Source organism: Microbacterium sp. AZCO (genome assembly GCF_039614715.1).
In the GTDB taxonomy this organism is placed as follows: Bacteria; Actinomycetota; Actinomycetes; order Actinomycetales; family Microbacteriaceae; genus Microbacterium.
Genome location: NZ_CP154857.1, coordinates 2917318 through 2943568, shown reverse-complemented (window position 1 = coordinate 2943568; position 26251 = coordinate 2917318). Strand labels below are relative to the sequence as shown.

22 protein-coding genes are annotated in these 26251 nt (G+C 70.6%); 12 read left to right on the top strand and 10 right to left on the bottom strand.

Annotated features, from left to right (window positions below; all coding sequences use genetic code 11):
• Nucleotides 1-28 precede the first annotated feature (28 nt).
• The 6 genes from AAIB33_RS13590 to AAIB33_RS13565 all read left to right on the top strand — a co-directional run bounded on the left by AAIB33_RS13590 (nt 29) and on the right by AAIB33_RS13565 (nt 6043).
• Nucleotides 29-925 (top strand): formylglycine-generating enzyme family protein, encoded by an 897-nt coding sequence (locus tag AAIB33_RS13590; protein ID WP_345803438.1) that lies wholly within the window; start codon nt 29-31, stop codon nt 923-925.
• 207 nt (nt 926-1132) lie between these two features.
• Nucleotides 1133-2104 (top strand): ABC transporter substrate-binding protein, encoded by a 972-nt coding sequence (locus AAIB33_RS13585; RefSeq protein ID WP_345800495.1) that lies wholly within the window; start codon nt 1133-1135, stop codon nt 2102-2104.
• Between the two features lie 96 nt (nt 2105-2200).
• A complete protein-coding gene (locus AAIB33_RS13580) occupies nt 2201-3145 on the top strand; it encodes an amino acid ABC transporter permease (RefSeq protein WP_345800494.1) in 945 nt (314 codons plus the stop codon).
• A 5-nt stretch (nt 3146-3150) separates the two neighbouring features.
• Complete coding sequence (locus AAIB33_RS13575) at nt 3151-3960, top strand: amino acid ABC transporter ATP-binding protein (RefSeq protein WP_345800493.1); 810 nt, start codon at nt 3151-3153, stop codon at nt 3958-3960.
• Nucleotides 3960-5153, top strand: coding sequence for a M20 family metallopeptidase (locus tag AAIB33_RS13570; RefSeq protein WP_345800492.1), 1194 nt, complete (start codon nt 3960-3962; stop codon nt 5151-5153). The genes AAIB33_RS13575 and AAIB33_RS13570 overlap by 1 nt, the downstream gene beginning before the upstream one ends.
• Nucleotides 5154-5185: 32 nt before the next feature.
• Nucleotides 5186-6043: a MurR/RpiR family transcriptional regulator gene (locus tag AAIB33_RS13565; protein ID WP_345800491.1), complete on the top strand. Its 858-nt coding sequence runs from the start codon at nt 5186-5188 to the stop codon at nt 6041-6043.
• 82 nt (nt 6044-6125) lie between these two features.
• Here AAIB33_RS13565 and AAIB33_RS13560 read toward each other — a convergent pair whose 3' ends face one another.
• The 5 genes from AAIB33_RS13560 to AAIB33_RS13540 all read right to left on the bottom strand — a co-directional run bounded on the left by AAIB33_RS13560 (nt 6126) and on the right by AAIB33_RS13540 (nt 14334).
• The gene (locus tag AAIB33_RS13560; RefSeq protein ID WP_345800490.1) at nt 6126-7427 is read right to left on the bottom strand and encodes a cyanophycinase; all 1302 of its coding nucleotides are present in this window, start codon (nt 7425-7427) and stop codon (nt 6126-6128) included.
• A 216-nt stretch (nt 7428-7643) separates the two neighbouring features.
• On the bottom strand, nt 7644-9611 hold the full coding sequence (locus AAIB33_RS13555; protein ID WP_345800489.1) for an AarF/UbiB family protein: 1968 nt from the start codon (nt 9609-9611) through the stop codon (nt 7644-7646).
• 43 nt (nt 9612-9654) lie between these two features.
• Complete coding sequence (locus tag AAIB33_RS13550) at nt 9655-10623, bottom strand: NAD-dependent epimerase/dehydratase family protein (RefSeq protein WP_345800488.1); 969 nt, start codon at nt 10621-10623, stop codon at nt 9655-9657.
• Nucleotides 10620-13298, bottom strand: coding sequence for an alpha/beta fold hydrolase (locus AAIB33_RS13545; protein WP_345800487.1), 2679 nt, complete (start codon nt 13296-13298; stop codon nt 10620-10622). The genes AAIB33_RS13550 and AAIB33_RS13545 overlap by 4 nt, the downstream gene beginning before the upstream one ends.
• A gap of 13 nt (nt 13299-13311) precedes the next feature.
• On the bottom strand, nt 13312-14334 hold the full coding sequence (locus tag AAIB33_RS13540) for a 3-oxoacyl-ACP synthase III (protein WP_345800486.1): 1023 nt from the start codon (nt 14332-14334) through the stop codon (nt 13312-13314).
• 239 nt (nt 14335-14573) lie between these two features.
• On the opposite strand from AAIB33_RS13540, the gene AAIB33_RS13535 reads away from it, so the two are divergent.
• The gene (locus AAIB33_RS13535) at nt 14574-15080 is read left to right on the top strand and encodes an SRPBCC family protein (RefSeq protein ID WP_345800485.1); all 507 of its coding nucleotides are present in this window, start codon (nt 14574-14576) and stop codon (nt 15078-15080) included.
• A gap of 10 nt (nt 15081-15090) precedes the next feature.
• Complete coding sequence (locus tag AAIB33_RS13530) at nt 15091-16575, top strand: NAD(P)/FAD-dependent oxidoreductase (protein WP_345800484.1); 1485 nt, start codon at nt 15091-15093, stop codon at nt 16573-16575.
• A 7-nt stretch (nt 16576-16582) separates the two neighbouring features.
• On the opposite strand, the gene AAIB33_RS13525 is transcribed toward AAIB33_RS13530, so the two are convergent.
• Nucleotides 16583-16867, bottom strand: coding sequence for a hypothetical protein (locus AAIB33_RS13525; RefSeq protein WP_345800483.1), 285 nt, complete (start codon nt 16865-16867; stop codon nt 16583-16585).
• 92 nt (nt 16868-16959) lie between these two features.
• Entirely contained in the window at nt 16960-17601 is a 642-nt protein-coding gene (locus tag AAIB33_RS13520; RefSeq protein ID WP_345803437.1) for an LON peptidase substrate-binding domain-containing protein, read from the bottom strand.
• Between the two features lie 115 nt (nt 17602-17716).
• Between AAIB33_RS13520 and AAIB33_RS13515 the strand changes: the two genes are divergently transcribed.
• Nucleotides 17717-18931, top strand: coding sequence for a glycosyltransferase (locus AAIB33_RS13515; protein ID WP_345800482.1), 1215 nt, complete (start codon nt 17717-17719; stop codon nt 18929-18931).
• Nucleotides 18928-19485 carry a helix-turn-helix domain-containing protein gene (locus tag AAIB33_RS13510; RefSeq protein ID WP_345800481.1) on the top strand — a complete coding sequence of 186 codons (558 nt, stop codon included), beginning with the start codon at nt 18928-18930 and terminating at the stop codon, nt 19483-19485. Before AAIB33_RS13515 ends, AAIB33_RS13510 begins: the two co-directional genes overlap by 4 nt.
• A 27-nt stretch (nt 19486-19512) precedes the next feature.
• Here the strand turns inward: AAIB33_RS13510 and AAIB33_RS13505 are convergent, their stop codons facing one another.
• On the bottom strand, nt 19513-20208 hold the full coding sequence (locus AAIB33_RS13505) for an SDR family NAD(P)-dependent oxidoreductase (protein WP_345800480.1): 696 nt from the start codon (nt 20206-20208) through the stop codon (nt 19513-19515).
• Nucleotides 20209-20381: 173 nt separating this feature from the next.
• On the opposite strand from AAIB33_RS13505, the gene AAIB33_RS13500 reads away from it, so the two are divergent.
• Nucleotides 20382-21602, top strand: a complete 1221-nt coding sequence (locus AAIB33_RS13500; RefSeq protein ID WP_345800479.1) for a low temperature requirement protein A — start codon at nt 20382-20384, stop codon at nt 21600-21602.
• 55 nt (nt 21603-21657) lie between these two features.
• On the opposite strand, the gene AAIB33_RS13495 is transcribed toward AAIB33_RS13500, so the two are convergent.
• Nucleotides 21658-22665 (bottom strand): LacI family DNA-binding transcriptional regulator, encoded by a 1008-nt coding sequence (locus AAIB33_RS13495; RefSeq protein WP_345800478.1) that lies wholly within the window; start codon nt 22663-22665, stop codon nt 21658-21660.
• 21 nt (nt 22666-22686) lie between these two features.
• Complete coding sequence (locus AAIB33_RS13490) at nt 22687-23745, bottom strand: IS110 family transposase (RefSeq protein WP_345800477.1); 1059 nt, start codon at nt 23743-23745, stop codon at nt 22687-22689.
• A gap of 378 nt (nt 23746-24123) precedes the next feature.
• On the opposite strand from AAIB33_RS13490, the gene AAIB33_RS13485 reads away from it, so the two are divergent.
• The gene (locus AAIB33_RS13485; RefSeq protein WP_345800476.1) at nt 24124-26169 is read left to right on the top strand and encodes a hypothetical protein; all 2046 of its coding nucleotides are present in this window, start codon (nt 24124-24126) and stop codon (nt 26167-26169) included.
• The last annotated feature ends 82 nt before the right edge of the window (nt 26170-26251 follow it).

Genomic DNA, 26251 nt, shown 5'->3' with positions numbered 1-26251 from the left:
TTGACCTGTGAGGAATGCCGCTGGGCCGATGGTCCTGCTCGAGGGCGGGTCGTTCACGATGGGAAGCGATGACTTCTACCCGGACGAGCGGCCCGCCCACGCGCGCGTCGTCGAGCCGTTCTGGATCGACCGCCACCAGGTGACGAACGCCGACTTCGCGCGTTTCGTCGCCGACACCGGGTATCTGACGGTCGCGGAGAGGGCGCTCGCGGCATCCGACTATCCCGATCTCCCCGCCGAGGATCTCGTCCCCGGCTCGCTCGTCTTCACAGCCACCGCCGGGCCGGTGGATCTGCGCGAGTGGCGCCAGTGGTGGCGGTGGGAGCCCGGCGCGCAGTGGCGGCATCCCGAGGGCCCGGACTCGTCGATCGACGACCGGATGGCGCATCCGGTCGTACAGGTCGCCTTCGAGGATGCCGAGGCGTACGCCCGGTGGGCCGGCAAGCGGCTGCCCTCGGAGACGGAGTTCGAGTACGCCGCACGCGGGGGCGGGCCGGACGCGCCGTTCGCCTGGGGCGACGAGCCCTTCCCCGGCGGCGAGGCGCGCGCCAACACCTGGATCGGCCGATTCCCCTACGACAATCAAGGTCGGTTCGGAGCCTCCACGGCGCCCGTCGGCTCGTACCCGGCGAACGGGTACGGGCTCTTCGACACGATCGGCAACGTCTGGGAGCGGACGAGCGACTACTACTCGCCGCGCCATGTCGTGCCGGGCGGCCGACCCGTCGAGCGCGGCGCTCGCTCCGAGCTGCTCCCCGCCGCGAGCGCCGAGCCCGGCTCGCGCGTGCCGCGGCGCGTGCTCAAGGGCGGGTCGTACCTGTGCTCCCCGGACTACTGCCTGCGGTTCCGGCCGGCCGCTCGCTCGCCGCAGGCCGACGACACCTCGACGACGCACATCGGCTTCCGCTGCGCACGCGACGCGTGATACGTCACCCCTACGAAGTCCCGCCGTCCTCCTCAGGCGATCCCTCCCCAGCTCCGCCGGCGTTGCCGGCGGAGCGATTACGCTTCTTCTCGGGTTCCGGCGCCTCGGAACTGGTATTACAAATCTGCACTCCTATTGAGATTCCGTAACTTCTGTTACATCATGGATGCGGCGCTCACCGTCGAGCGCCCACGAGAAAGGTCCACGATGCAACACGTCACCCCCCGCCTTCGCCGCGCGGGCCTCGCAGCGGCCGCCCTCGCCGCGACCGGCATCCTCGTCGCCGGGTGCGCCTCGGCCGCCGGAACCGAAACCCCCTCCAACGACAGCGCTGTCGACGGCGTCGAGATCGTGGGCGTCACCGTCGACGTCGATGAGGACGCACAAGCGCTGCTTCCCGACGACATCGCCTCAGCCGGCGCGGTCAAGGTCGCGACCGATGCTCCGTACGCGCCGTTCGAGATGTTCGTCGAGGAGGGTTCGGACGAGCTCACCGGTGTCGACGTCCTGCTCGGTCAGGCGATCGGCGCCAAGCTCGGCATCGACTTCGACTTCGCCCAGCAGGGCTTCGACGGGATCATCCCCGCCCTGCAGGCCGGGAACTTCGACGTCACGATGTCGGCCATGACCTCGAGCGTGGAGCGCATGGACGTGCTGACCTTCGTGGACTACTCAGCGTCGGGCACCGGCATCCTGACCCGCGCCGGCAACCCCGACGAGATCGAGACGTACCTCGACCTCTGCGGCAAGGACGTCGCCGTGCAGACGGCGACGAGCCAGGTCGACCTCGTGAACGACACCTGGCAGGCCGAGTGCAAGGCGGAGGGCCTCGAGCCCATCGCGCTCGCCGAGTTCCCCTCCGACTCCGACGCTCAGCTGGCGATCACGGCGGGGAAGGCCGTCGCCTCGCTGCTCACGAAGCCGAGCGCGGGCTACGTCGCCAAGACGACGAACGACGGCAAGACCTTCGAGGTCGTCGAAGACCCCGAGGCGCCCACCGGATACAACGCCACGCTCAACGGCATCGGCGTCCTGAAGGACAACGCGGCTCTGGCCGAGGCGATCCAGGCGGCGCTGCAGTCGCTCATGGACGACGGCACGTACAAGAAGATCCTCGCCGAGTTCGGCGTCGAGGGGATCGGCATCGACGAGGCGACGATCAACGGCGCCAAGTCCTGACCCTCGGCGACCCGGTGCCGACTACCCCCTGGCCGGCATCGGGTCGCCCCCGCCAATCCACCACCGGGCATCTGCCCGAAACGATCGAGGAGCATCATGGCATCGTCGCCACAGCTCGCAACCGGCACCGCTGCCGATGCGACCGACCAGCGCCGGCCGGCACCCATCCAGGCCGTCCCCCTGCGCCACCCCTGGCGGTGGGTCTCGGGCATCATCGTCGGCCTCGTCGCCGCGACCCTCATCCTGGCGTTCGCGCAGAACCCCAACATCGACTGGCCGACGGTCGGCGAGTACCTCTTCGCCCCGCTGACGCTGCAGGGCCTCGCGACGACCATCTACCTCACGATCGCCGCCATGGCGATCGGCCTCGCCGGCGGTGTCGTCGTGGCCATCATGCGGCTCTCGCCGAACCCCGTGCTGCGGGTCGTGAGCGGGCTCTTCGTCTGGATCTTCCGGGGTACGCCCGTGCTCCTCCAGCTCATCTTCTGGGGATTCATCGGCGCCTTCCTCCCGAAGATCGTGATCGGCATCCCGTTCACCGACGTCGAGTTCTGGTCGATCGGCACGAGCGACCTCATCCCGGCGACCGTCGCCGCGCTCCTCGCACTCGGTCTCAACGAGATGGCGTACGCCTCCGAGATCGTCCGTGCCGGCATCGCATCGGTCGATCACGGTCAGACCGAAGCCGCCCATTCCCTCGGGATGACGCCCGGGCGCACGATGCGGCGCATCGTCCTTCCCCAGGCCATGCGGGTCATCGTTCCTCCGATGGGCAACGAGGTCATCACGATGCTGAAGACGACGGCGCTCGTCTCGGTCATCGCCGGTCGCGACCTGATGTCCAACCTGCAGGCCGCCTACGCCCAGAACTTCAAGATCATCCCGCTCCTCATCGTCGCCGCCATCTGGTACCTCGTGCTCACGAGCATCCTCGCCGTGCCGCAGGCCTGGCTCGAGCGTCGCTTCGGACGCGGTGTCGCGGGTGCCCGCGAGAACGGCGCGCTGAGACTCCTGCGTCGCTGGAAGGACGGAAAGAAGTGACGATCATGCTCCCCACCGAACCCGCAGCGACCGCCGCAGGGGCATCCACCACGACCAGCGCGATCATCGACGCGCGTGACGTCTACAAGCGCTTCGGATCGCTCGAGGTGCTCAAGGGCATCACCCTCCAGGTCGAGCGCGGTCAGGTCGCGTGCCTCCTCGGACCCTCGGGCTCCGGCAAGTCGACGTTTCTCCGCTGCATCAACCACCTCGAGAAGATCGACGCGGGCATGATCCGCGTCGCGGGCCGCACGGTCGGCTACGAGGAGCGCAACGGCAAGCTCTACGAGCTCCGGGAGAAGGATGTCGCACGCCAGCGCCGCGGCGTCGGCATGGTGTTCCAGCGGTTCAACCTCTTCCCCCATATGACGGCGCTCGAGAACATCACGGAGTCGCCCGTCCAGGTCCTCGGGACGCCGCGGGCCGCGGCCCGCGAGCGCGCCATGCAGCTGCTCGACCGCGTCGGCCTTGCGGACAAGGCCTCGGCGTACCCCAGCGCGCTCTCGGGCGGCCAGCAGCAGCGGATCGCGATCGCACGAGCCCTCGCGATGGATCCCGAGGTCATGCTCTTCGACGAGCCGACCTCGGCCCTCGACCCGGAGCTCGTCGGCGACGTCCTCGACGTCATGCGCGACCTCGCGGCGTCGGGCATGACGATGATCGTCGTGACCCACGAGATCGGCTTCGCCCGCGAGGTCGGCGATGTCGCGGTCTTCATGGACGGCGGCGTCGTCGTCGAGCAGGGGCATCCTTCGCACGTCCTCGTCAACCCGCGGGAGGCCCGCACGCAGGCGTTCCTCGCCAAGGTGCTGTAATGCCGCCCGTTCCGGGCGCCGTCCTCGCACCGACGGCGCCGATCCTGCGCGCGCGGGCCGAGGCGCTCGTTCCGGCGTTCCGCCGCGACCTCGCCGCGCTGGTCCGCATCGATTCCGGCTCTCATTCCGCCGCGGGCGTCGACCGGGCGGGGGAGTGGTGCGCGGAGCGCCTCGCCGAGATCGGACTCGAGGTCGAGCGCGTGCCGACACCCCTCTCGGACGGCACCGCGTTCGGCGGCGTCGTGGTCGGGCGCATGCGCGGCACCGGCAGCAGCCGTATTCTCCTGTTCGCCCACCTGGACACCGTCTTCGCCGACGGCACGGCCGCCGCCCGGCCCTACCGCGAAGATGCGGGTCGGGCCTACGGGCCCGGTGTGTGCGACGACAAGAGCGGGGTCCTCGCCGGCCTCTATGCGGCGAGGCTGCTCGCCGAGAGCGGCTGGACCGACTTCGCGGAGGTCGTCATCGCCCTGACGCCCGATGAGGAGGTCGGATCGCCGGCTTCCGGGGCGATCCTCGCGGAGCTCGCGAGGGGGATGGATGCCGCGCTCTGCCTCGAGTGCGCGCGCGAGAACGGCGACCTCGTGACCGCCCGGAAGGGCGTCGCCGATGTGCGCATCGACATCCGTGGCCGAGCGGCTCACTCCGGCGTCGAGCCGCACCGCGGTCGCAACGCCGCCGTCGAGGCCGCGCATCTCCTGCTCGACGTGCAGTCCCTGAGCGGCGCTCGCCCCGATCTGACGGTCAACATCGGCGTCGTGAGCGCGGGGGAGCGCACCAATGTCGTCCCGGCCTCCGCCCGTCTGCTCGGCGAGGTGAGGGCCGCACGGCTCGCGGACCTCGAGTGGGCGCTCGCCGCCATCGAGGCGCGCGCGGCGGCCACCGTGATCGACGGCGTCTCGGCCGAGGTAGAGCGCATGGCGGTCTGTCCGCCGCTCGAGCCGGACGCGACAGCCGACCTCTTCGCCGCCGCCGCGGCGGTCGGGGCCGAGCTCGGCATCGCGGTCGCCGGCGCCGCGACGGGAGGAGTCTCCGACGCCAACTTCGTCGCGGCCACGGGGACCCCGGTGCTCGACGGCCTGGGGCCCATCGGTGGAGACGACCACGCCGAGAGCGAATGGCTCGACCTCGGCAGCGTCGCAGATCGCGTCGCGCTCCTCGCCGGCCTCGTCGTGCGCATCGCGGCGGAGTGAGCGCGCTACTGTCGAGGTCGGAGGTGCTCGAGATGGCCGAGGCCGGCATCGCGGAGTCGATCCGCCGCGGCATGGGCGACTGCTCGCCCGCCGAGCGGAAGGTCGCCCGCGTGCTGCTGTCGGCCTACCCTTCGGCGGGATTCGAGACGGTCGCGCGCCTGGCCGATCGCGCCGGAGTGAGCGGGCCGACCGTCCTGCGCTTCGTGCAGCGGCTGGGGTACCGCGGCTTCCCGGACTTCCAAGAGGCTCTGCGGCGCGACCTCGACGAGCGCTCCGCCTCGCCCCTGCGCATCCATCAGAGCCGTCCTCCGCGCGAGGACGCCTCGGCGTCGCTGCGCGAGCGCGCCGCGGCCATCTCGGTCGCCACGCTTCAGCGCACCTTCGACGAGCTCAGCACGCATGATCTCGACCGCAGTGTCGATCTCATCTCGTCGGCGCCCGGCGCCGTGCTGATCGCCGGCGGCCGTTACAGCGGCCTGCTCGGGCAGGTGCTCGCGCTGCATCTCGAGCAGCTCCGTCCCCGCGTGCGTGTCCTCCCGGACGACGCACCGGCGCGGGCCGCTCTCGTCGAAGACATGGGGCGGCGCGATGTGCTCGTGCTGTTCGACTACCGCCGCTACGAGGATCACACGCAGCGTCTGGCGCGTGCGGCCCGCGCCCGGCACGCCTCGATCGTGCTCTTCACGGACAGCTGGCTCTCGCCGATCGCGTCGGACGCCGACGTCGTCCTGTCGAGCGAGACCGGCGCTCCCTCGCCCTTCGACGCCCTGACTCCCGTTCTCGCCCTTATCGAGGCCGTCGTCGCGGGCTGCTTCGATCGGCTCGGCGATGCCGCGGTCGACCGCATGGCGCGCGCCGACAAGGTCGCGAGCGACCTGGGACTCTACTGACGGGCACTCCTCCCGTCTGCGGTCCTGCCCGAGACGCGAAACGCCCGACCCCCGCAGGGGCCGGGCGCGCGTGCGGGATGCTTCAGTCGACCGTCGCGATGTCCATGCGCAGCCCGGCGAACGAGACGGCGCCGGCGCGGGTCGTCCACGCGGCCGTGGCACCGTCACGCGTCAGGGTCGTGGCGAACCGGGGTCCGGTCTCGAAGCTGACGCCCTGGCCCGTGCGGGATGCGGACCCCACGACCTCGCGTGCGAGGTCGCGCAGGGTGTAGGCGCCGCCCACTCCGTCGAGCGAGTCCCACATATCGGTGCGGGGCTCCGCGGCGGATCCGCGTGCCTTCAGGGGTGAGGCATCCTTGCCCTTCACGACGCCGGCCGTATCGCCGAGCCGGATGCCGTCGCCCGCGCTCGCATAGCTCCAGCGGACTCCCGCCACACCGCTCTCCGTCGTGACGGCCTGCGTCAGGTCGAGGACCGATGTTCCGTGCTCGCCGATGACGGCCCCCTTGCCCGTGGTGCGGTCGAGGACGACGGCGGTCGTCTCGTCGATGCCGAGCACGTACGGGTGGCCGGTTTCGAGCGCAAGCTTGACCGCGCGGCCCTCGCGGCCCCACGTCGTGAAGTGGCTGTCGATGAGGACGCCGTCGACGAATCCGAAGCCGCCGTACGGCAGGTAGCCGAGCGCACGCTCATCGTCGAGGTAGCCCGCGGCCGCGCCGTCGCGCCAGGCCTCGTACGATTCGCCGCCGGTGATCATGTCGGCGCCCTGCTGGATCGTCAGGCCGGCGCTCACGCCCGACACGACGCCGCGCGCCGCCACCTGGCGGATCGCCGTCATCGCAGCGGTGTCTGTGCAGTCGGTGTAGGCCTCGAGCTCTGCGTCATCGCACGAGAAGAGCGTGCGCACATACCGCATCTGGTCGCCGCCGCCGAAGAAGAGACCGGTGGATGCCGCGATCTCGGCCGCCACTGCGGGGTCTGAGGCGTTCGCGGGCGTGTAGGTGTCACCCGGGAAGTCGACACCGGTGTCGATCGGCACAGCGTAGGTCTCGGCGCCGTAGCTCTGGAACAGCGCGGAGTAGTACAGCCCGTTGGCGGCGGCGTTGTTCTTCGAGTCGTCGGCGGCGTCGCCGGCGGTGCGGGCAGCGGGGGCCGCGGCCGTGACAATGGCGATCCGAGCCTTGCGCGGACCGGCACCGTCAGGGTCGGCGAGATCGACGATCGTCTGCAGGATCTCGGCGTTCTCCTTGAGGTTTCCCCCGATGAGCACGGCATGGGGGTGTTGGTTGGCGGCGCTCGGTGCGGCCGACGCGACAGCGGCCGGGGCTAGCACGAGGGCCGCGGCGACGGCGATCGCACCGATGTGAAGGGCTGGGGGACGCATGACTTCTCCTTTGAAACAGCGAGTACAAAGTATGTACGACGTGGCATGAATCTAATGGATGTTACAGAACTTCGGAAGAGGATCGATGAGGATCTCAGCCACAGGACTCCCGCAGGACACGGTGGAACTCACGGAGGTGCACGGCATGGCGGCATCCGCGATGCACGCCGTCACTCCCGAGGCCGCGGGGAATCCGCCGCGGATGTCAGGCGGGTCTCACCGGTCGATGGTGCGCCGCCGGAAGGCTCCACTCAGACTGCGGAGCAGCAGCAGCATCCCGCCGAGACCGAGCACGCTTCCGAGGAACGAGAATGCCCGCACGTCGTCGGTCAGCGCGGGGCCGACATCCGACACGGCGAGGAAGAAGCCCGTGGCCACGAGTGCGACGCCGACGATGGTCGCCGTGACCTCCCCGACGATCGAGTCCACCCACCGACGGTCCTCGGGGCTCTCCAGGGCTCGGATCCGCACCGAGAAGGTGCCGTCCTGCAGCGACTGGGTGATCCCCTCGATGCGGCGGGGCATTCGCCGGAGCTGTTCGGCGACGATCGCCGATTGAGCCTGGAGGTCGAGCGCGAGTCGTCGGGGAGACGAGAGCTGGAGCGCGATCTGCGGAGCCTGCGACAGCCCTCGGCCGACCATGTCGTAACCGGGCACCAGCCTGCGCAGCGTGCCCTCGAGCGACGTCAGCGTGCGGAAGACGAGGAGCAGCGACGGCGGCATCGCCAGCCGATACTTGCGGAGCACATCGACGAGCGCACTGAAGACGTTCTCGTCGCTTCGCGCATATGCCACGCGCGTCAGGATCGCGCCGATGTCGTGCTGGAGCGCGGTCTGCTCGACGCTCCCGCCGGACATCGGCGCACACAGCAGCAGCACGAGGTCTGTGGCCGCCACGTCGTCTTCGTTGGCGATCGCCACCAGCAGCGGCGCAAGAAGCCTGCGCACGCTGCGCTCGAGCACGCCGACGGCGCCGAAGTCGATCAGCGTGATGGTCCGGTCCTCCGCCAGGATCACGTTGCCCGCGTGAAGGTCTGCGTGGAAGACGCCGCGCACCGCGATCTGCTCGAACACCGAGTCCACGACGTGATCGACGATCGCGCGAGCGGCCTCCGGCTCCAGGGCATCCGGCGTCAGCCGGCTGAACGGGATGCCGTCCGCGCGCTCGAGCACGAGCATCCGCGACGTGGAGAGCTCGGAGTGCACCTTCGGGACGTTCAGTGCCGCCGACCGGGACTTCGCGATCGCCTCGCGGAGCATCTCGGTGTTCGCGGCCTCGACGCGGTAGTCCAGTTCTTCGCGAAGGGCGCGCGCGAATTCCGCCGCCAGCGCGCGCGCTCCGAGTTCCCGGGCCCACTCCGTGCGTCGCTCGGCGTCCGCCGCGAGTCGCTCGAGGATGTCCAGGTCGGTCGTCACCTGCGCCCGCGCGCGCGGGCGCTGGATCTTGATGACGACGCGGGCACCGTCCAGCAGCGTCGCCGCGTGCACCTGGGCGACGGATGCCGCTGCCAGAGGGGTCTCATCGATCGAGCGGAACACCTCCTCCAACGGGCGCTTCAGCTCCGCCCGGATCGCCGCGGCCGCCTCCGCCCACGGGATGGGCGTCGAGTCCATCTGCAGCGTCGAAAGGGCCCTGATGAACTCGGGCGGCAGCACGTCCTCGCGAGAGGAGAGCACCTGGCCGAGCTTGACGAAGGTGACCCCGGCCTCGTTCAGGGCGGAGACGAGCGCCTCAGGAAGCTCTTCGCTGTAGCCCCGCGCGCGGTTCTGGTAGAGCCCCAGCCCGTGCCGCGAGGCGATCACGACGATCTGCGCGTAGCGCCTGGCCCGATCGCGCCGCTTGATGGCCTGACGGATGAGGACGATCGGATTGCGCAGCGGACGGGTGGGCACCAGGAACTCGCTGATGACGATGACGACCACCACGATGGCGAACACCCACCCGATGATCAGGGCGAAGAAGGTCGCGGCGACCGGCCAGCCGACCAGGAGCTTCCCGTCGGCGTAGATGTGGGACTGCTCCAGCATCCACAGCACCAGCGGGATGCTGAGCGAGAAGACGGCCAACGAGATGACGACGGACCGGACCCACCCCACCTGGGTCTCGAGCAGGCGGCGCGAGACCCAGGTCGCCAGCGCGGCGAAGGCGAGTGCTACCAGCGAGAACAGGAGCCAGGTCGGCATGCCTCGATTCTGTCAGCGCTCGCCGGATGCCGCGCCCCGACCCTCACGCCGCGTAGCTGCGGGCCAGGCGATCGAGTCCCTCATCGATCGAGACCGTCGGCGACCAATCCAGGGCGCGGCGCGTCTCACGCTGGTCGAACCAGTGCGCCGTCGACAGCTGCTGTGCGAGGAAACGCGTCATCGGGGGCTCGTCCCGCGTGGGGAGAACCGCCCACACCTTCTCGATGGCGGTGCCGGCCGTGAGCGCCACCCCCGCGGGTACGCTCCAGCGCGGCGGATGCACGCCGGCAGCGCGGCAGATGCCCGCCATGAGCTCCCCGACCGGCCGCGGCTCGCCGTTCGTGAGGACGTAGGCGTTCCCGTGCGCGCGCGGGAGACGGTCGAGTGCGGCGACGATGCCTGTCGCCGCGTTGTCGATGTAGGTCGTGTCGATGAGGGCCGTGCCGCCGTTGAGCAGGGGGAGTCGTCCGCGGCGGGCGCGCTCGACGATCCGCTCGATGAGCTGCGTGTCGCCGGGGCCCCAGATCAGGTGCGGGCGGATCGCCACGACCTGCAACCCGGTCGAGTCGCGAGCAAGCGCGAGCAGCTCCGCCTCCGCCTTGGTCCGCGCGTAGTGGCCCTGCGCGTGGCGCGGCGACGCCGGCTCTGCTCCGACCCCGGCCAGGGCCGCTCCCACATGTGCCACGGACGGGGAGGAGACGTAGACGAACCCGGTGACACCGGCGCGCTCGGCGGCATCGATCAGCGACCGGGTCCCCTCGACGTTGACGGCGCGGAAATCCTGCAGCGTCCCGGTCAGGGAGACCTTGGCGGCGAGGTGCACCACCGAGGTCGCACCGTCGACCGCGCGTGCGATCAGCGCCGGATCGGCGACCGAGCCGCGGACGTCGGTGACGCCGTCCACCTGGGAGGGTCGACGCTGCAGGGAGCGGACGGTGTGGCCGCGGGCGACGAGCTCGGCCGCGACGGCGCGGCCGAGGAATCCCGATGCTCCTGTGACGAGCACCGTCATGGGGCGGTCGGTCTTCCGCCGGCGAGGACGCCCTCAGCCCAGTGCGAGAGTCGCGTGCGATCGATCTTGGAGTTGTGCCGGATGTCCGTGGGGAGCCGGGGGACGGCGAGCACGGCGACCAGCGCGAGGTCCGTGCTCGAGCGCACGGCTCGCGTCACATCCGGGTCCGCGAGTCCGGGTCGACGCGTCGGCGGGACGGTCTCCACGACCGCGACGGCCTGTCGAAGGCCTTCGGGTCCGATGCCGACGACGGCGGCGCGGCGCACGGCGGAGACCCTCTCGACCTGCTGCTCAGGTCCCACTGGAGCGATCGGCCCCGCCTGCGTGACCAGCACGTGCGGCAGGCGGCCTTCGACCCAGAGGCGCCCGTGCGCGTCGAGGTGCCCGACATCGCCGGTGCGATGCCACCGGGCCGGCGCAGCATCCGGGTCGTGGGGGATGTCCCGTTCCGCGGCGCGGTCGGTGAGCCAGAGCCGATCGTAGTGATCTTTCAGATGAGGAGCCGAGACGACGATCTCACCCAGAACCCCGGGCTCGGAGCTCAGTGGTCCCGTCGCCGCCCCTTCGGCATCCAATGCGCTGATGGCGACCCGGTTCGTGCCGATCGGCCGACCGACGCACACCCCGGCATCGGCTTCCTCAGCCGCGGAGTGGATGCCGTCGAGGGTCGTATCCGTCACGAGAAGGCACTCGGTCATGCCGTACGGCGTATGGGGCGTCGCGTGGGGCATGAGGGCGGCGGCCGACGCGAGGAGCTTCGCGCCGATCGGGGCTCCCGTCGAGAGGAAGGTGTGGACGCGCGCCAGGGCCTCGCGATCCTGCGGGGTCAGCTCTCCGGCCGTTGCGACGACATTGAGAATCGCCGCCGGGGAGAGGAACACGATGCCCGCGTCCGATTCTCGGACGGCTGCCGCGACGGCGCTCGCCGTGAGGGTGCGCGGGGAGGAGACATCCATCTCCGGTGTCACCGAGAGCGTGCCGAGGGCCGGGCCCAGCAGTGCGAAGGGAGCGAAGCCGGTCACCAGCCCGGTGTCTCGCGTGACCTCGAAGTGACTCGCGAGCACATCGCGGAGCGCGGAGAGCTGGGCGTGGGTGTAGACGACGCCCTTCGCGGGACCGGTGGACCCGGAGGTGAACAGGATCGCGGCCTCGTCGTCGGCATCGGGCGGATCGGGGAGGGCGAGGTCGTCGCCGAGCGCGACGAGGTCGCCGAGGCTGTGCGATACGCCGAGCGCCAGCGCGGTGGGGGTCGGCAGCCGCGCGGTCGATATGCGCACGCCCGGCCAGCCGAGGACGCGTGCCGCGGCGAGCCCCGGCGTCTCGCCGATGACGAAGTCGGGCCACGCGCCGCGCACTGCCCGGGTCAGGCCCTTGACGCCCAGGCCCGCGTCGGCGACCACGACGACCGCCCCGATCCGCAGGCACGCGTAGAGCACGGCCGTCAGGGTCGGCCCGGGTTTCACCAGCAGCGATACCCGGTGTCCCTTCCGCACCCCGATCCGGCTGAGCCCCGAAGCGATGCGGCGCACCCTGTCGTCCAGCTGACGCCAGCTCACCCGACGGGGTCCGCCGCGCGTCGACATGTCGATGACGGCGATCGCGTCGTCGCTCCGCCGCTCGTCGAGTCCGTGCCACAACGGCACGAATCGAGGAGGTTCCGGCTCTGCCACAGCGGGCACGGCGGATCGGCGCGGCCCGGCTTCGCCGAAATCCTCATCGTGGGCGAAGTTGTCGCCGAGCCATGCCAGGACCGCATCCGCGAAGGGACGCTCTTCGGCGATGAGGTGGCCCGCACCCTCGAACCGGTGCACGTCGGCGTGCGGCATCCGGTCGACGAGATCATCGAGGTAGCGGTCGCTGAAGATCGGATCTTCGGGACCCCACAGCAGCAGCGCCGGCACCTGCAGACTCCGGACCGCGGTCGCGATCCGCTCCAGCTCGGGGAAGCTCTCGTGCGCCGGGTCGGCGGGGATGTCGGCCACGAATGCGCCGATGCCACGGCGTCGCGCCGCCGAGCGGTACGGGGCGCGGTAGGCATCCTTCACCGCCGGATCCAGTGCCGGCGAGGCGAGCGAGAGCGTGGTCGAGAGGAACGCCGTGGAGTGGACGGTAGATGCGTCCAGCAGGCCGCGTGCACGGGCGATCCGGAGCGGGGCGGGAATCGGCGTCCCGACCGGCTGGGAGATCGCGGTGTTGAGCAGCATCACGCCGGCGATGGTCGACGGATGGTCGACCGCCCAGCCCAGTGACACGACGCCTCCCCAGTCGTGACCGAGCGTGACGACGGGGCCGTCGAGTGCGAGCGCGTCGGTGAACGCTCCGAGGTCGGCGACGCGCTGGGCGAGTGGGCGGTGGATGCCGGTGCGCTCGGAGAACCCCATCTCGAGCTGATCGACCGCCACGACCCGCCACGCGGGGCCGCCTTCCGCGGCGCTCCGCGCGGATTCGGCGACGAGGTTCCGCCAGAGGTACGACCACGTGGGGTTGCCGTGAACCGCCACGATCGTCCCCGCGATCGGCACCCCCAGATCGGCAAGCGCCTCTCCGTTGTCGAGATAGTGCCAGGTGCGACTCAGTCCCGCATCCATCCCCCGGCCAGGCACCGCCGCGACGCGGCTGAAGCGGGCGTCGAGTCCGGGGAGGTGTGGGGGCGGAGTCGCCGCTTCCCGCGTCACGATGCCGATGCCATCACCACGCGAGCTCCATCATCGCCGTGTTGAGGCCGGAGCCCACCCCCATCAGCAGCACGCGATCCCCCCGGCGGAGCGTCGCCTGTTGCTCGACGAGCGTGATCGGGATCGACGCGGGTCCGACGTTGCCGAGCCTGGGGAACGTCGTCGGCACACGACTGCGGTCGAGCTTCGCGGCCTTGATGATGGCGTTCGTGTGCACCGAGGAGACCTGATGCGTGATGTAGCGATCCATCGACGACCAGTTCCACCGGGGTCCCGCCTCCTTCCATGCCGAGACGACGAGATCGAGGCCGCCCTTGAGCAGCGCCTTCGCGTCCGTGAACATCCCGTCCACGCTGCCGACGCACAGGTCATGGAATTGCGTCGCGGCGCGCGTGACCCCGCCCACGATGCGGTGCCCCTCCGGATGCTCGTCCGCGCGGCCGAGCACGGCTGCAGCCGCCCCCGAGCCGAGCGTGAGCGTCGCGAACTCGCTCATGAAGGCCGCTCGGTCGACATTCGGCTGCAGCAGCCGCTCGATCGTGTTGATCTGGATCTCGTCCGCGTCTTCGCCGTTCACGACGATCGCGTACCGGATCTGACCCGAGTCGATCATGCCGGCCGCGAGACTCATGCCGCTCACGAAGCCCAGGCAGGCGTTGGCGACATCGAAGTTGATGGCGGAGCTGGGCATGCCCAGGCCGTGATGGATCCGCACGGCGACGGAGGGCTCGAGGTGCTTGCGGGTCACCGACGTGTTGATCAGGAGGCCGACACTGGCGGGCTCGACCCCCGCCTGAGCCAGCGCGCGCGTGCCGGCCGCGATGGTGGCGGTGTCGGCGGACTCGCCGGGCGCCCAGTTGCGGCGCTCTCGGACGCCCGCGACGCGCTGCAGAAGTCCGCTGGGGAGCTTGAGCCGAGTGAGCGCAGCCCCGAGGCGAGACTCGATGTCGTCTGATGTGGTCACCCGACCGGGCAGGGTGCTCGCAACCGAGAGCAGGGATACGTTTTCGAATCGGGTCGTTGCATTTCCGGCCACAGAACCTCCGTCGAACGCGCCGGTGAGGCTCGCTTCTCCAAGGGCAGTCACTCTACGCCCGAAATCCGTGGAGCCACTCACGGGGGGTGAGGGCGAGGGTGACAGCGACATGTGCCGGGCAGCGGACAGCGGCGAGGGCCACCGTGGATCACATCCGGCGGATCGATGCAACCGGTTCGGGCGCGGCATCCATCCGCCCTACGGTCGAACGAGGACGGCCGGATCAGCGAGGGAGCACGATGTCACGAAACGTCAGAGAGCTGCGGTGCTCGGTCGAGGATGTCTTCCGGGTGCTGGGCGACGGATGGCTGTACCCGTCCTGGGTCGTAGGAGCGTCGCGCATGCGCGAGGTCGGGAAGGACTGGCCGCGTGAGGGCTCGGCGCTTCACCATTCATTCGGGGTCTGGCCGGCGCTCATCGACGACGCCACCGTCGTGGAGGAGTGGAGTCCGCCCCGCCGGATGGTCATGCGAGCGCGGGGGTGGCCCATCGGCGAAGCCCGTGTGACGCTCGACGTCAAGGACCGGGGAAAGGGCTGCGTGGTGCGCATCCAGGAGGAGGCGGTGTCGGGGCCGGGGCGCTTCATTCCGGCGCCTCTGCTCGACATCCTGCTGCAGTGGCGCAATGCCGAGACCCTGCACCGCCTGGCGTATCTCGCGGAGGGGAAGTCGGCCCGCCCGGTCGGCGCGACGACGGCCGACCGCGAGCTCGCGGCTTCCGGCGAGGACGGACCGGCCGACGAGTGACCGGCGCGTCGTGAGCCGCCGCATCGAGCTGGACGTCGTCGTCGTCGGCGCCGGACCCAACGGCCTGGCCGCCGCGGTCACGATGGCTCGTGCGGGCCTTGCGGTGCGCGTCTACGAGCGCGCGGACCAGGCGGGCGGCGGAGCCGCCACGCGCGAGCTCACGCTGCCCGGCTTCCTGCACGACGTGTGCTCCGCGGTGCATCCGCTCGCCTTCGAGTCGCGGTTCTTCCGGGAGTTCGGTCTGGCGCAGCGGATCTCCTTCGCGACTCCCGACGTCTCGTTCGCTCAGCCGCTCGATGGAGGGAGGGCCGCACTGGCGTACCGCGACCTCGCTCGCACACGGGACGAGCTCGGCGTTGACGGCCGCGCCTACGAGCAGCTGATGAAGCCCCTCGTGGAACGAGCGGGAGAGGTCGCCGAGTTCACCGGATCGTCGCTGCTGCGCGTGCCGCGCTCCATCGGGGCACCGGTCGCCCTCGGACTCCGCGCGATCGAGCAAGGCAGCGTGGCATGGAACGCGAGGTTCCGCGAGGAGGCTGCGCCCGCGCTTCTCACGGGGGTCGCCGCTCACACGATCCTGCCGCAGCCGAGCATCGCCGCGGCCGCGGCGGGTCTCGCCCTCGGCACGTACGCGCATGCGCGCGGTTGGCCCATCCCGATCGGCGGAAGTCAGGCCATCATCGACGCGATGGTCGACGACCTGCGATCGCACGGCGGCGAGCTCGTGCTGGGGCAGGAGATCCGGAGCCTCGACGAGCTGCCGTCCGCACGGGCGACGCTCCTCGACGTCACTCCGCGAGCCCTTCTGACCATGGCGGCCGGACATCTGCCCTCTCATTACCGCCGGACGCTGGAGTCGTTCCGGTACGGCGGAGCCGTGGCGAAGGTGGACTTCGCGCTGAGCGAGCCCGTGCCCTGGACCCACCCAGAGGTCCGGCGCGCGGGCACCGTCCACGTCGGGGGAACCCGCGACGAGGTGGCGCACTCGGAGAACGAGGTCAATGCGGGGCGCCTCCCGGACCGGCCCTACGTGCTCGTGTCGCAGCCGACGCTCTTCGACGCGAGCCGCGCGCCGGCCGGACAGCACACGCTGTGGACGTACACGCACGTCCCGGCCGGGAGCACGGCCGACCGGCAGGAGGCCGTGATCCGCCAGATCGAGCGCTTCGCCCCGGGCTTCCGCGACACGATCATCAGCACCCACTCCCGCACCGCCGTCGATGTCGAGCGGCACAATCCGAACTATCCGGGCGGAGACATCGCCGCCGGTGCGCCGTCGCTCTGGCAGCTGATCCGCCGACCCGTCATCAGCACCGACCCGTGGAGGACGCCGATACCCGGCGTCTACCTCGCCTCGGCATCCGTGGCCCCCGGCCCGGGCGTGCACGGACTCGCCGGCTGGTTCGCGGCACGGAGCGCCCTGCAGCACGAGTTCGGCACGCGTGCGCTGCCGAACCTGTCACCGGACCGCCCGCCGACCGGCACGGTCCGGTGACCCGCGGTCACGACCGCCCGGGAAGGTTCAGATCGTCGGGATCGACCTCGATGTCGCCCGCGTCGTCGGGGCCGCCGGTACCCGGGGTGACGATGATCTGGTCGGTGTCGATGTCGTCGTCGAGCGTGTCGGGGAGGGGATCGTCCTGCTTCGCCTCGGTCTCGGTCTCGCTCGCCGGGCTGTACGTCTCGTCCTTGCGAACGGCATCGCTCTCCGAGAGCCCGGAGCCGGCGGGCGGCGATGCCGGGTCGTCGTGATGGGCCAGGATGCGGTTCTTCTCTTCGTCGCTCATACGGGGACGCTAGGCACTGCCCGCCGCGGGGACGATCCCCTTGACGCCGGGCGGCGCGGGCCTATCGTCAGGGCGGAGCTCTCCATCCCGCGTCAGAGGTCATCGTCATCCGCGTCGCGGACGTCGGCGGCGCGCGCGATGAGGACCGGCTCCTCCTCGAGGCACAGGTCGATGACCCCGCGGAGCAGGCCCCCGAGCGTGGTCGACTTCAGCAGCCGGAAACGGTCGTACTCGCTCAGGGGAGCGATCGCGGCGAGCTGCCAGGACGACTCCACCGGATCGTCGGAGATCGGGGTGGCGGGATCCCAGCGCGCCTCGTCGAGCACGGAGGCGATACTCGCGAGGCGGCGCACCACCCGCTCGGCCTCACGGTGCAGCGGCGCGAGCGCGTCGTCCCAGATGAGCGGCTCCATCCTCGTCACGTCGGCGACCGGGTGCGGATCGTCCTCACGCCAGCGGTCGACGACTATCCGCTCTCCGCCCACCGCGACCACGTACAGGTCCGCCGAGCCGGCCTCGACCTGCACGATGCGCGCCATCGTGCCGAGGGATGAGCGCTCGTCGCCTCCACCGGACTCGAGTCCCCGCTCGATCAGCACGACGCCGAACTCAGGATCGTCCACGTCGAGCAGGCGCCCCATCATCGTGAGGTAACGCGGCTCGAAGACCCGCAGCACGAGAGGCGTGTACGGCAGGAGGACGCTCCCCAAGGGGAACATCGCGACGGCGCCCATACGCACCAGTCAATCATCGGAATGCGGGGCCGGGGTCGCGCCGGGGGCCTGGAACCGCTGCCCTGATGCTCGGTGGATCTGGACATTATCTGCAGTTACTGCAGATAATCACGGTGTGGATCTCACCTTCGTCGCAAACGACACACGCGGGGGCGTCGAGCCCTACCTCGCCCTCGCCGTCGAGGCGGTGTCGCGGGGTCATGTCGTGCGCGCCGCGGCGCCCGAGGATTACGCAGTCGACTTCCGGCGAGCAGGAATCCGGTTCGGGGCGCTGCGCGGCATCGACCGGACGTCCATCGCCGCACGATCCGACCAGGCGTCGCTTCGGGAGATGAGCCGCCACGTGGTGGAGCTCACGCGCACCTGGGCACCGGAGGTCCGCGATCTCGCGGCGGGCACCGACCTCGTCGTGAGCGGCATCGGCGGCATGGCGCTCGCCCGTCCGGTGGCGGATGCCCTGGGCGCACCCCTTCTGCGCGCGCACCTGCAGCCGCTCGAGGCGCCGAGCACGGAATATCCCGGTGCGCTCGGCGCCGAGCTCGGCAGGTTCGGACCGGTTGGGCGTCGCCTGTCCCACGTAGCCACACGCGCGGGGACGGGGATGCTGACGCGAGCGCCCGAGCGGGCCGCCCGCACGGCGCTCGGGGTGACGAGCGGGTCGTCGTCGACACTGCCTTCGATCGTCTACGGCTTCAGTCCCGTCGTCGTCCCCGTGCGATCCGACGACCGGACGGCGCGCGTCGCCACGGGCTACTGGTCGCTTCCGGCCACGGAGGACGCCGTCCCGTCGGGTCTGCGCGAGTTCATGGCTGCGTCTGGCCCTGTTGTCAGCATCGGCTTCGGCAGCATGATCCCCGGCGATCCCGAGAGACTCTTCGAGGTCGTCCTCGATGCCGTGACCCGGGTGGGTGTTCGCGCGGTCCTCCTCACGGGTTGGGGCGGCCTCGTGGGCGCCGTCTCCGACGAGAACATGCGAGTCGAGGCATCCGTCCCCTACTCCTGGCTCTTCCCGCGAGTGGCCGCAACGGTCCACCATGGCGGCGCCGGGACGACGGGGGCTGCCCTCGCCGCCGGGGTCCCGACGTTCGTCGTGCCCTTCGGCGCCGACCAGCTCTTCTGGGGCGGGCGTGCAGAAGCACTCGGTGTCGCACCGAGGGCGGTGACAAGTCGGCGGCTGACGGTCGATCGCCTCAGCAGCGCCATCGATCGCATGCTCGGCGAGGACGGGATGCGGAGACGTGCAGCGGCACTCGGAGAGGAACTTCGCGCTGAGGACGGCGCGCGGCGTGCGATCGATCACATCGAGTCGGCGCTGATGGTGGCATCGTGAGGCGCGGCGCCAACGCACGAGGTCGTCGGACCATCGCCGCCATCGAGCGAGCGGCGCTCGACGCGGCCGAGGCGCTGCCCTGGGAGCGCGTGACCGTCGCTGAGATCTGCCGGCGGGCGGGTGTGTCGGAGCGCGTCTTCTTCAACCACTTCCCGACCCGAGAGGATGCCTTCCTCGGTGTCGATCAGCCCACGGTCGACGAGGAGGAGGCGGAGCGATACGTCGCGGATGCGGACATCCCGCTGCTCACCGGCGCGGCGCGCCTCGTGCGGCTGCCTCAGGTCGACGAGGAGATGCGACGACGCCGGTCCGCGCTGACGGCCGCGCACGGGGAGCTCCTCGCGAGAGCCTACGGCGCCCTCGTCCCGGTGCGAGAACGGTGCCGCGCGATCGTCGCCGATGCCATCGGCACCCGCGATCCCGCCTTCCGCCCCGAGGAGCGTCGCATCCTCGCCGCCGTCATCGTCGGAGCGGCATCCGAACTGCTCGACCCTGCCGCGAATATCGCCACCGCACGCGTCGCTCTGCTACGACTGCGGAACCAGCTGCATTGAAGGGCGCCGGAGTCTGCGGGCCGGCCTCTACCAGGGGAGGGGTGCGCCGTCTCGCGTGAGCACACCGGGGGCCGCGTGGCCGTCGAGCGGAGCCAGGATGCTTCGCGCGCCGTCGGGCACGGGACGAGCGCCGAATTCCTCCATCCCGGGACTCGTCGCCGTGAGCCCGGGATCGGCGACATGAACCTGAATGCCGTCACCGGCCACCTCGCTGGACAGCTTGTGCAGCAGCGCGTGCAGCGCCGCCTTCGACACGGCATAGCTCGCTGCTCCGCCGTTCGCGAGGCCGAACCGCGGGTCGCCGTGGGACCCGGCCCCGCTCCCCACCCCGATGATGGTGCCCCGGGCGCGGCGAAGCGCGGGAAGCGCCGCCTGGACGACGGCCCACGAGCCGAACAGGTTCGTCTCGACGACGGCGCGAGCCTGGCTCAGATCGGCGCTCCCGACGGTCTCGTCCCACGGCGCGAATCGAGCGGCGTTGAGAACGAGAAGTGAAAGAGCACGGTCGCCCAGAAGCCCCTCCACCCGGTGCGGGACGTCGGGTGCCTCGATATCGAGCAGCCCGACCTCGAGGGCGGGGGAGTCGATCTCGTCCTCGAGAGCAGCGAGCTGCTCGGCGGCTCGCGCCGTCGCGATGACGCGATACTCCCGGGCGAGGAGCTCGTCGACGACCGCCCGCCCGATTCCCCGCGCGGCCCCCGTCACCAACGCCAGGCGACTCATCGCGACTCCTCTCCCTCGTCGCCGCTCGTCGATTCCCCGGACGTGTCCCGCCCGTGGAGCGGCCCTCTACGGAGGCTCGTCCGTTTCGGTCGGTGGCGCAAGCGTTCCGGCGCATCCGGGTCGGAGTGGCACCGGCGTGTCCGGCGCCGCTTCCCCGGTCGTACACTCCTGCTGTGGATCGAGCAGACGCTGAAGCGTCGCCCGGCGCGGGCGGCGGCCGCATCCCGGTCCCCGGTCGGAAGCCGGGAGGGCACCCGGTTCGCGTGACGACCTTCGAGCTGTTCTTCGATCTCGTCTACGTCTTCGCGTTCACGCAGGTGTCGCGCCTCATGGCCGAGACGCACAGCGCGCTCGGCGTCGTGCAGGCCCTTGTCGTGCTGTCGCTCCTGTGGTGGACATGGGTCGGCTTCAGCTGGATCTCGAACCAGGCATCCGTGGATCAGCCCCCGCTGTGGATCGGGATGACGGTCACGATGATCGCCGTGTTCGTCGCCGCCCTCACGATTCCCGAGGCCTACGAGGATCTCGAGGGTGGCTGGTACGGGCCGCTCGTCTTCGCGTGCGCGTACGCGATCGTTCGGCTCGCGCACCTCACGATCTATGCGATCGTCTCCCGCGCAGACCCCGCACTTCGTCGCCAGCTCCTCATCTTCGTCGGTGCGCTCGTCCCCGCGGTCGCACTCATTCTCTTCGGTGCGCTCATCGGCGGGCAGACCCAGCTCTGGCTGTGGATCGTGGCGATGGCCTACGACCTGGTCGCTACTCGCGTCGGCTCAGCCCTGGGGCGCGGCTGGCGGATACCCTCCGTCGAGCACTGGGCCGAACGATACGGGCTCGTGGTGATCCTCGCGCTCGGCGAATCGATCGTCGCCATCGGTGTCGGGGTGGCGGCCGAGCCCATCGACCTGCCCATCATCCTCGGCTCCGCGGCTGCGATCGTCGTGTCCGTGCTCCTCTGGTGGTCCTACTTCGCACGGCTCGCGGGTCAGGGTGAGCGCCGGCTCGCGGAGCGGGACGAGCATGCACGAGCCATCCTCGCGGCGGACGCCTACTCGTACACGCATCTGCTGATCATCGCGGGCATCATCGTTGTGGCCCTCGGTATCGAAGAGGCGATGAAGCACGTGAGCGAATGGGACCATCTGGGCTGGTTCGGCGCCATCGCCCTGGGCGTCGGGATCGCGGCATTCGCGGCCGGCACGGCGCTCTTCGCCCGGCTGATCGGCGATGGCGTGCCGGCCTTCCGGATCGGCGAGGCCGCTGTCATCCTCGTATCGATTCCGCTGCTCGCAGCGGTTCCCGCTCTGGTGGCACTGGTGATCGCGGCGGCCGTGCTCGGGCTCATGGCGCTGGCCGAGCGGACGGTCGAGCGTCGCCGAGTCGCGCCGTCGTAGCAAAGCGGCAATGGCCGCTACGCACGACATACAGCCGTCAAGGGCTGACCCGCCCTCAGACGGCCTTCGCCGACGACCGCACGATCAATTCCGGATCGAAGACTTCGTGCACGGCCTCGGTGCGTCCGTCGAGGCGCTCCAGGAGCAGTCCGATCGAGCGCACGCCCATCTCGACGCCGGGCTGGTGCACCGTGGTCAGCCCGATGCCGGGGTAGGAGGCGATCGGCACGTCGTCGTAGCCGACGACGGACACGGTGCGCCCGGCCTCCGTGATGGCGCGGAGCGCACCGATGGCGAGCTCGTCGTGCGCGGCGAAGATCGCCGTGGAGCGCAGCCCGTCGGAGAGGGCCTGTGCCGTCGCCCGGTACGCGGCATCCTGCCCCTCGTCCGACGTGATGATGACGGCTCGGTCGGCGAGCCCTCGCTCCGCCATCGTCGAGAGGTACGTCGTGCGGCGGAGTCCGTGGGGAGACGAGAGGTCGACGTCGGCTTCGGGCAGCGTGAGGTGGGCGATGTCGGTGTGCCCGAGCCCGAGCAGGTGCTCCATCGCGAGCACGGCTCCGGCGACGTCGTCGCCCGCGACCGTGTCGTAGTCGTCGGAGGTGTCGTGGCGACCGAACATCACGAGTGGCGTGTGCGCGGCGATCCGCTCCAGCGACTCCGGCGTCGCCCGCGGCGCGACCGCGACGACGCCGTCGACCTGCCGGTCGACGAGAGCCTCGATCGCCCGAAGGCCGTAGCGCGATCCGCGCTCGGCGGGCGCGATGACAACCTGGTACCGCGTCTCTTCGAGTGCCTGCAGAGCCCCCGTGAGCATGCGGGTGAAGAACTGGTTGCTGAAGTCGGGCAACTCGATGCCGAACGTGAAGGTGCGGCCGCGCATGGCTCGCGCCGCCACGCGCGGACGGTAGTTGAGCTCGGTCATGGCGGCGGTGACCCGCTCGCGCATGGAATCGCTCACGCCGTACGCGTCGCGCAGCACCTTGGAGACGGCCGCGCGGGACACCCCCGCGGCGACGGCGACGTCGTTGATCGTCGCCGCTCGTCCACCCAGTCCATTCATGAGTTTCTCCTATGTCAAGTTTCAGGCCGTGAGGGGGAGGCTGGAGGGAATGTGGGCGGGTCGTTGGTCGGCGTGAAGGGCGTGGAACACGATGCGGCAGAGGCGGCGTTTCAGGCAGCGGAGGGCTTCGACGGTGGAGTCGCCGTGGTCGAGGCGTTTGCGGTAGTACGCGCGGCCGAGGCCGTCGAGGCGGATCTGGGTGACTGCGATGCGGTGAAGGGCTGCGTTGAGTTGTCGATTGCCGGTGCGGCTCATCCGGACTCTGCCGCGGGTGTTCCCTGACCAGACCGGGAGCGGTGCGACGCCTGCGTTCATCGCGAAGCATGCTTCGGACCGGAACCGGTTGACGTTCGCGGTCTCCCCGGCGATCTTCGCGGCGGTGAGGGGCCCGCAGCCGGGGATCGCGAGAAGGTGCCGGTAGCGGTCCTGCACCAGCGCGGTGATCCTCTTCTCGAGATCGTCGATCCGGATGCTGCCCTGCCCGATATCGGCGAGGATGTCACGCGCCAGCTCAGCGACCAGGCCGGTGCGGCCGTCCAGCCAGTCAGCGACCCGTCGCCGTTGCTTGCCGATCGCGAACCCCTTCACCGGAACATCGAACTCAGGATCCAGTTCGTGCAGATGCCAGCGGAGCCGGTTGATCTGACGGGTCCTTTCGCTGACCAGGTCTTCTCTGCGGTCGACCAGCAGCTTCAGTTCGCGGGTCGACTCGTCGTGCGACGCGACCGGGAGACCGGGCTCACGCAGCACCGCGCGGGCCACGGCCATCGCGTCGATCGGGTCGGACTTGCCCCGCTCCCGGCTGGATGCGCGGGACTGGGCCATCAGCTTCGGCGGCACCCGCACCACGTCCTGCCCCGCCGCGAGCAGGTCACGCTCGAGCCGCGCCGACAGGTGACGGCAGTCCTCGATACCCCACCGCAACTCGCCGGGAAGCTCGCGCCTGGCCCACCGCAACGCCGCCTCGTGGCCGCCAGTCGTGGCTCTCACGGTCTTCTCGCCGAGTCTGCGGCCGACTTCGTCGACCGCAACGAAGGTGTGTGTGGCCTTGTGGACATCCGCGCCGATGACGATCACCATGGGAATCGTCTCCTTCCTGAATCCGAATGGGACAGGTTGGGCCGGTCGGCGGACAAACCTCAGTCGGGGGGCGATGCCACGCTCCTATCAAGTCACGCCGGCCGGTCCATCACACCAGACGCCGGCAAAACGCATGCACGCCAACCCGAAGGCGGCAGCGAGGCTAAGAGCCAGACGCCAGGTGATCAGGATCCAACCACCGCAACGCGGCACTGTCACCCTGACACTGAGGATGAGGCTACCCGGCCCACAGGGCACGACACTGCAGCGATGACGGCGGTGTGCGCGACCTGTAGATCGGTTGACGCACGCCAGACTCCTCTCTAGAGTGAGCGACGTTCCGGGGCCTCTCGTTCGCCCTCGCGACTCGAGGACCGAATGACCCGCATCCCGCGCACCGCGCAGCAGATCCGCCACTGGGTGGCCGAGCGGTCGCCTCAGCCCTTCGCCGAGTCGGAGGTGCGGGCGCCCGACGCCTCCCACATCTGGCTCTACGGCCCGGATCAGTATCAGCTCGCCCTCCTCGCGCGGCTCGTGGCTGAGGGCTTCGCCGCCAACCGCCACGTGCACTACTCCGACAACCACGCCCGCACGTCCACCCTCGTCGTCTTCCGCACCGTCGTGGAAGGGGGAGGGATGCTGCGCCTCCGCGCCTCAGGGTCGGTGTCGGCGAGGGTCGACGGCGAGGCCGTGCCGGTCGAGATCGACCCGAGCGGCGAGTTCACCCTCCGACTCGCGGCCGCTTGCATCGTGGAGCTGCGCGTCACCGGCGACGAGATCATCACGCCGGCCATCCGACTGAGCCCCGACGACCATGCGCGGTCGGAGTGGTCGGTCCACCTCGGGAACGGCGACTGGGTGCCGGCAGAGCCGCGGATTGGCGGCATCCATCCCCCTCATCTCAGCCCTCCCGGAACCGTGACCCTGCGACCCCGCGGCAGGGACGACGACCTCCTCGATGTCGGCGCTCCCGTGCTCGGCCGGCCGATCTTCACGGCCGGTCCGCGCCCGTTCGTGGCGAGCGGCGAGAGCACGCGCGAGGCGTGGTCCGATCCCGAAGCCCACGAGACGAGGCACGACCTCGTCGAGCTGCCCGACGGGCGGTGGACGACGCGGCACCGCCTCGGCTTCCGCTACCTGCGCACCGACCGGCCCGCCGCCGAGGTCGAGGTCGAGGCCTCGGTCGCCCCCGCGCCCCGCGCCGGGGCCTTCGCGTGCTCGGACGACCGGCTCACCCGCATCTGGGCCGCCGCGCAGTACACCCTGCGCACGTGCGCGCAGGGGCTGCTCGTCGACGGCATCAAGCGGGACAGGATGCCGTGGGCCGGCGACCAGGCGCTGAGCACGCTCGCGAACGCCTTCGCGCTGGGAGCCGGAGACGTCGTCGCCGACGGGCTCGTCGCGCTCGGGCGGCCCCTGCACGGGTACGTCAACGGCATCTCCGACTATTCGCTCTGGTGGCTCATCAACACCGACCTCTACCTGCTCTGCTTCGGCGATCCCGAGTTCGCACAGCGACGCGCGGCGCACGTGCACGCGTTCGTCGCGGACCTCGCCGAACATGCGGGGAGAGATGCCGTCTTCCGGCCGGCGACCCAGCCAGGCGGCTTCGTCGACGCGGGCCCCGGCTCGGTGTTCATCGACTGGGGTGTGCGGGTCGAGCCCGGGCGTGACTCGGTCGCGCTGCAGATGCTCTGGTACGGAGCGCTGCGCAGCGCGCAGCGCGTCTTGAGCCGGGCGGGGCATGACGGCGCTGTGCGGTGGGGCGAGCTCGCCGATCGGCTGTGCGACACCCTCGAATCCCGGGCGTGGTCGGACGAGCAGGGACGCTGGACGGAGTACCTCGATGACGGCCGAGGTCAGGGCGATGCGACCTACGCGAACTTCCTGGCGCTGCTCGTCGGCATCCATCCCCGTCGTCCACCGGGAGTCGTCGAGGCCGCCCGTCGCGGCAGCACCGGCACGCCGTTCATGACGGCGCTCCGGCTCAGGTCGCTTGTGGCCGACGGTGTCGCCGGGGAGGTGCTCGCCGAGATCGACCGGGTGTGGGGCGACATGCTCGACCGCGGCCCCGGCACGTTCTGGGAGGAGGCGTCGTCCGACGGCGATCGCCTCGAGATGTACGGCCGGCCCTTCGGGCGGAGCCTCTGCCACGCGTGGTCGGCGGGGCCCGCCGCCGTCATTCCGGAAGCCGTGCTGGGCGCGCGCCCGGTCGGCGACGGATGGTCGACCTTCGCCGTCGAACCGCGCCTCGGAGATCTCGAGTGGGCTGCGCTCGTCGTGCCGGCGCCGGCGGGCGACATCGTGGTCGTCGCGGACCGCGAGCGGACGGTGATCGAGGTGCCGGGCGGAGCCACGCTCGTGAGCCGTGGCACGCGCTGGAGCGGCCCCGCCACCGTCGTCCTGCCTGCGGTTTTCGGCTGAGCGCATCGCATTCGGTCCGCGCAGGGGCATTTCTCAGCGAACTCTTGACATCCCGCTCTCGATGCGAAACCGTAGACCGGTC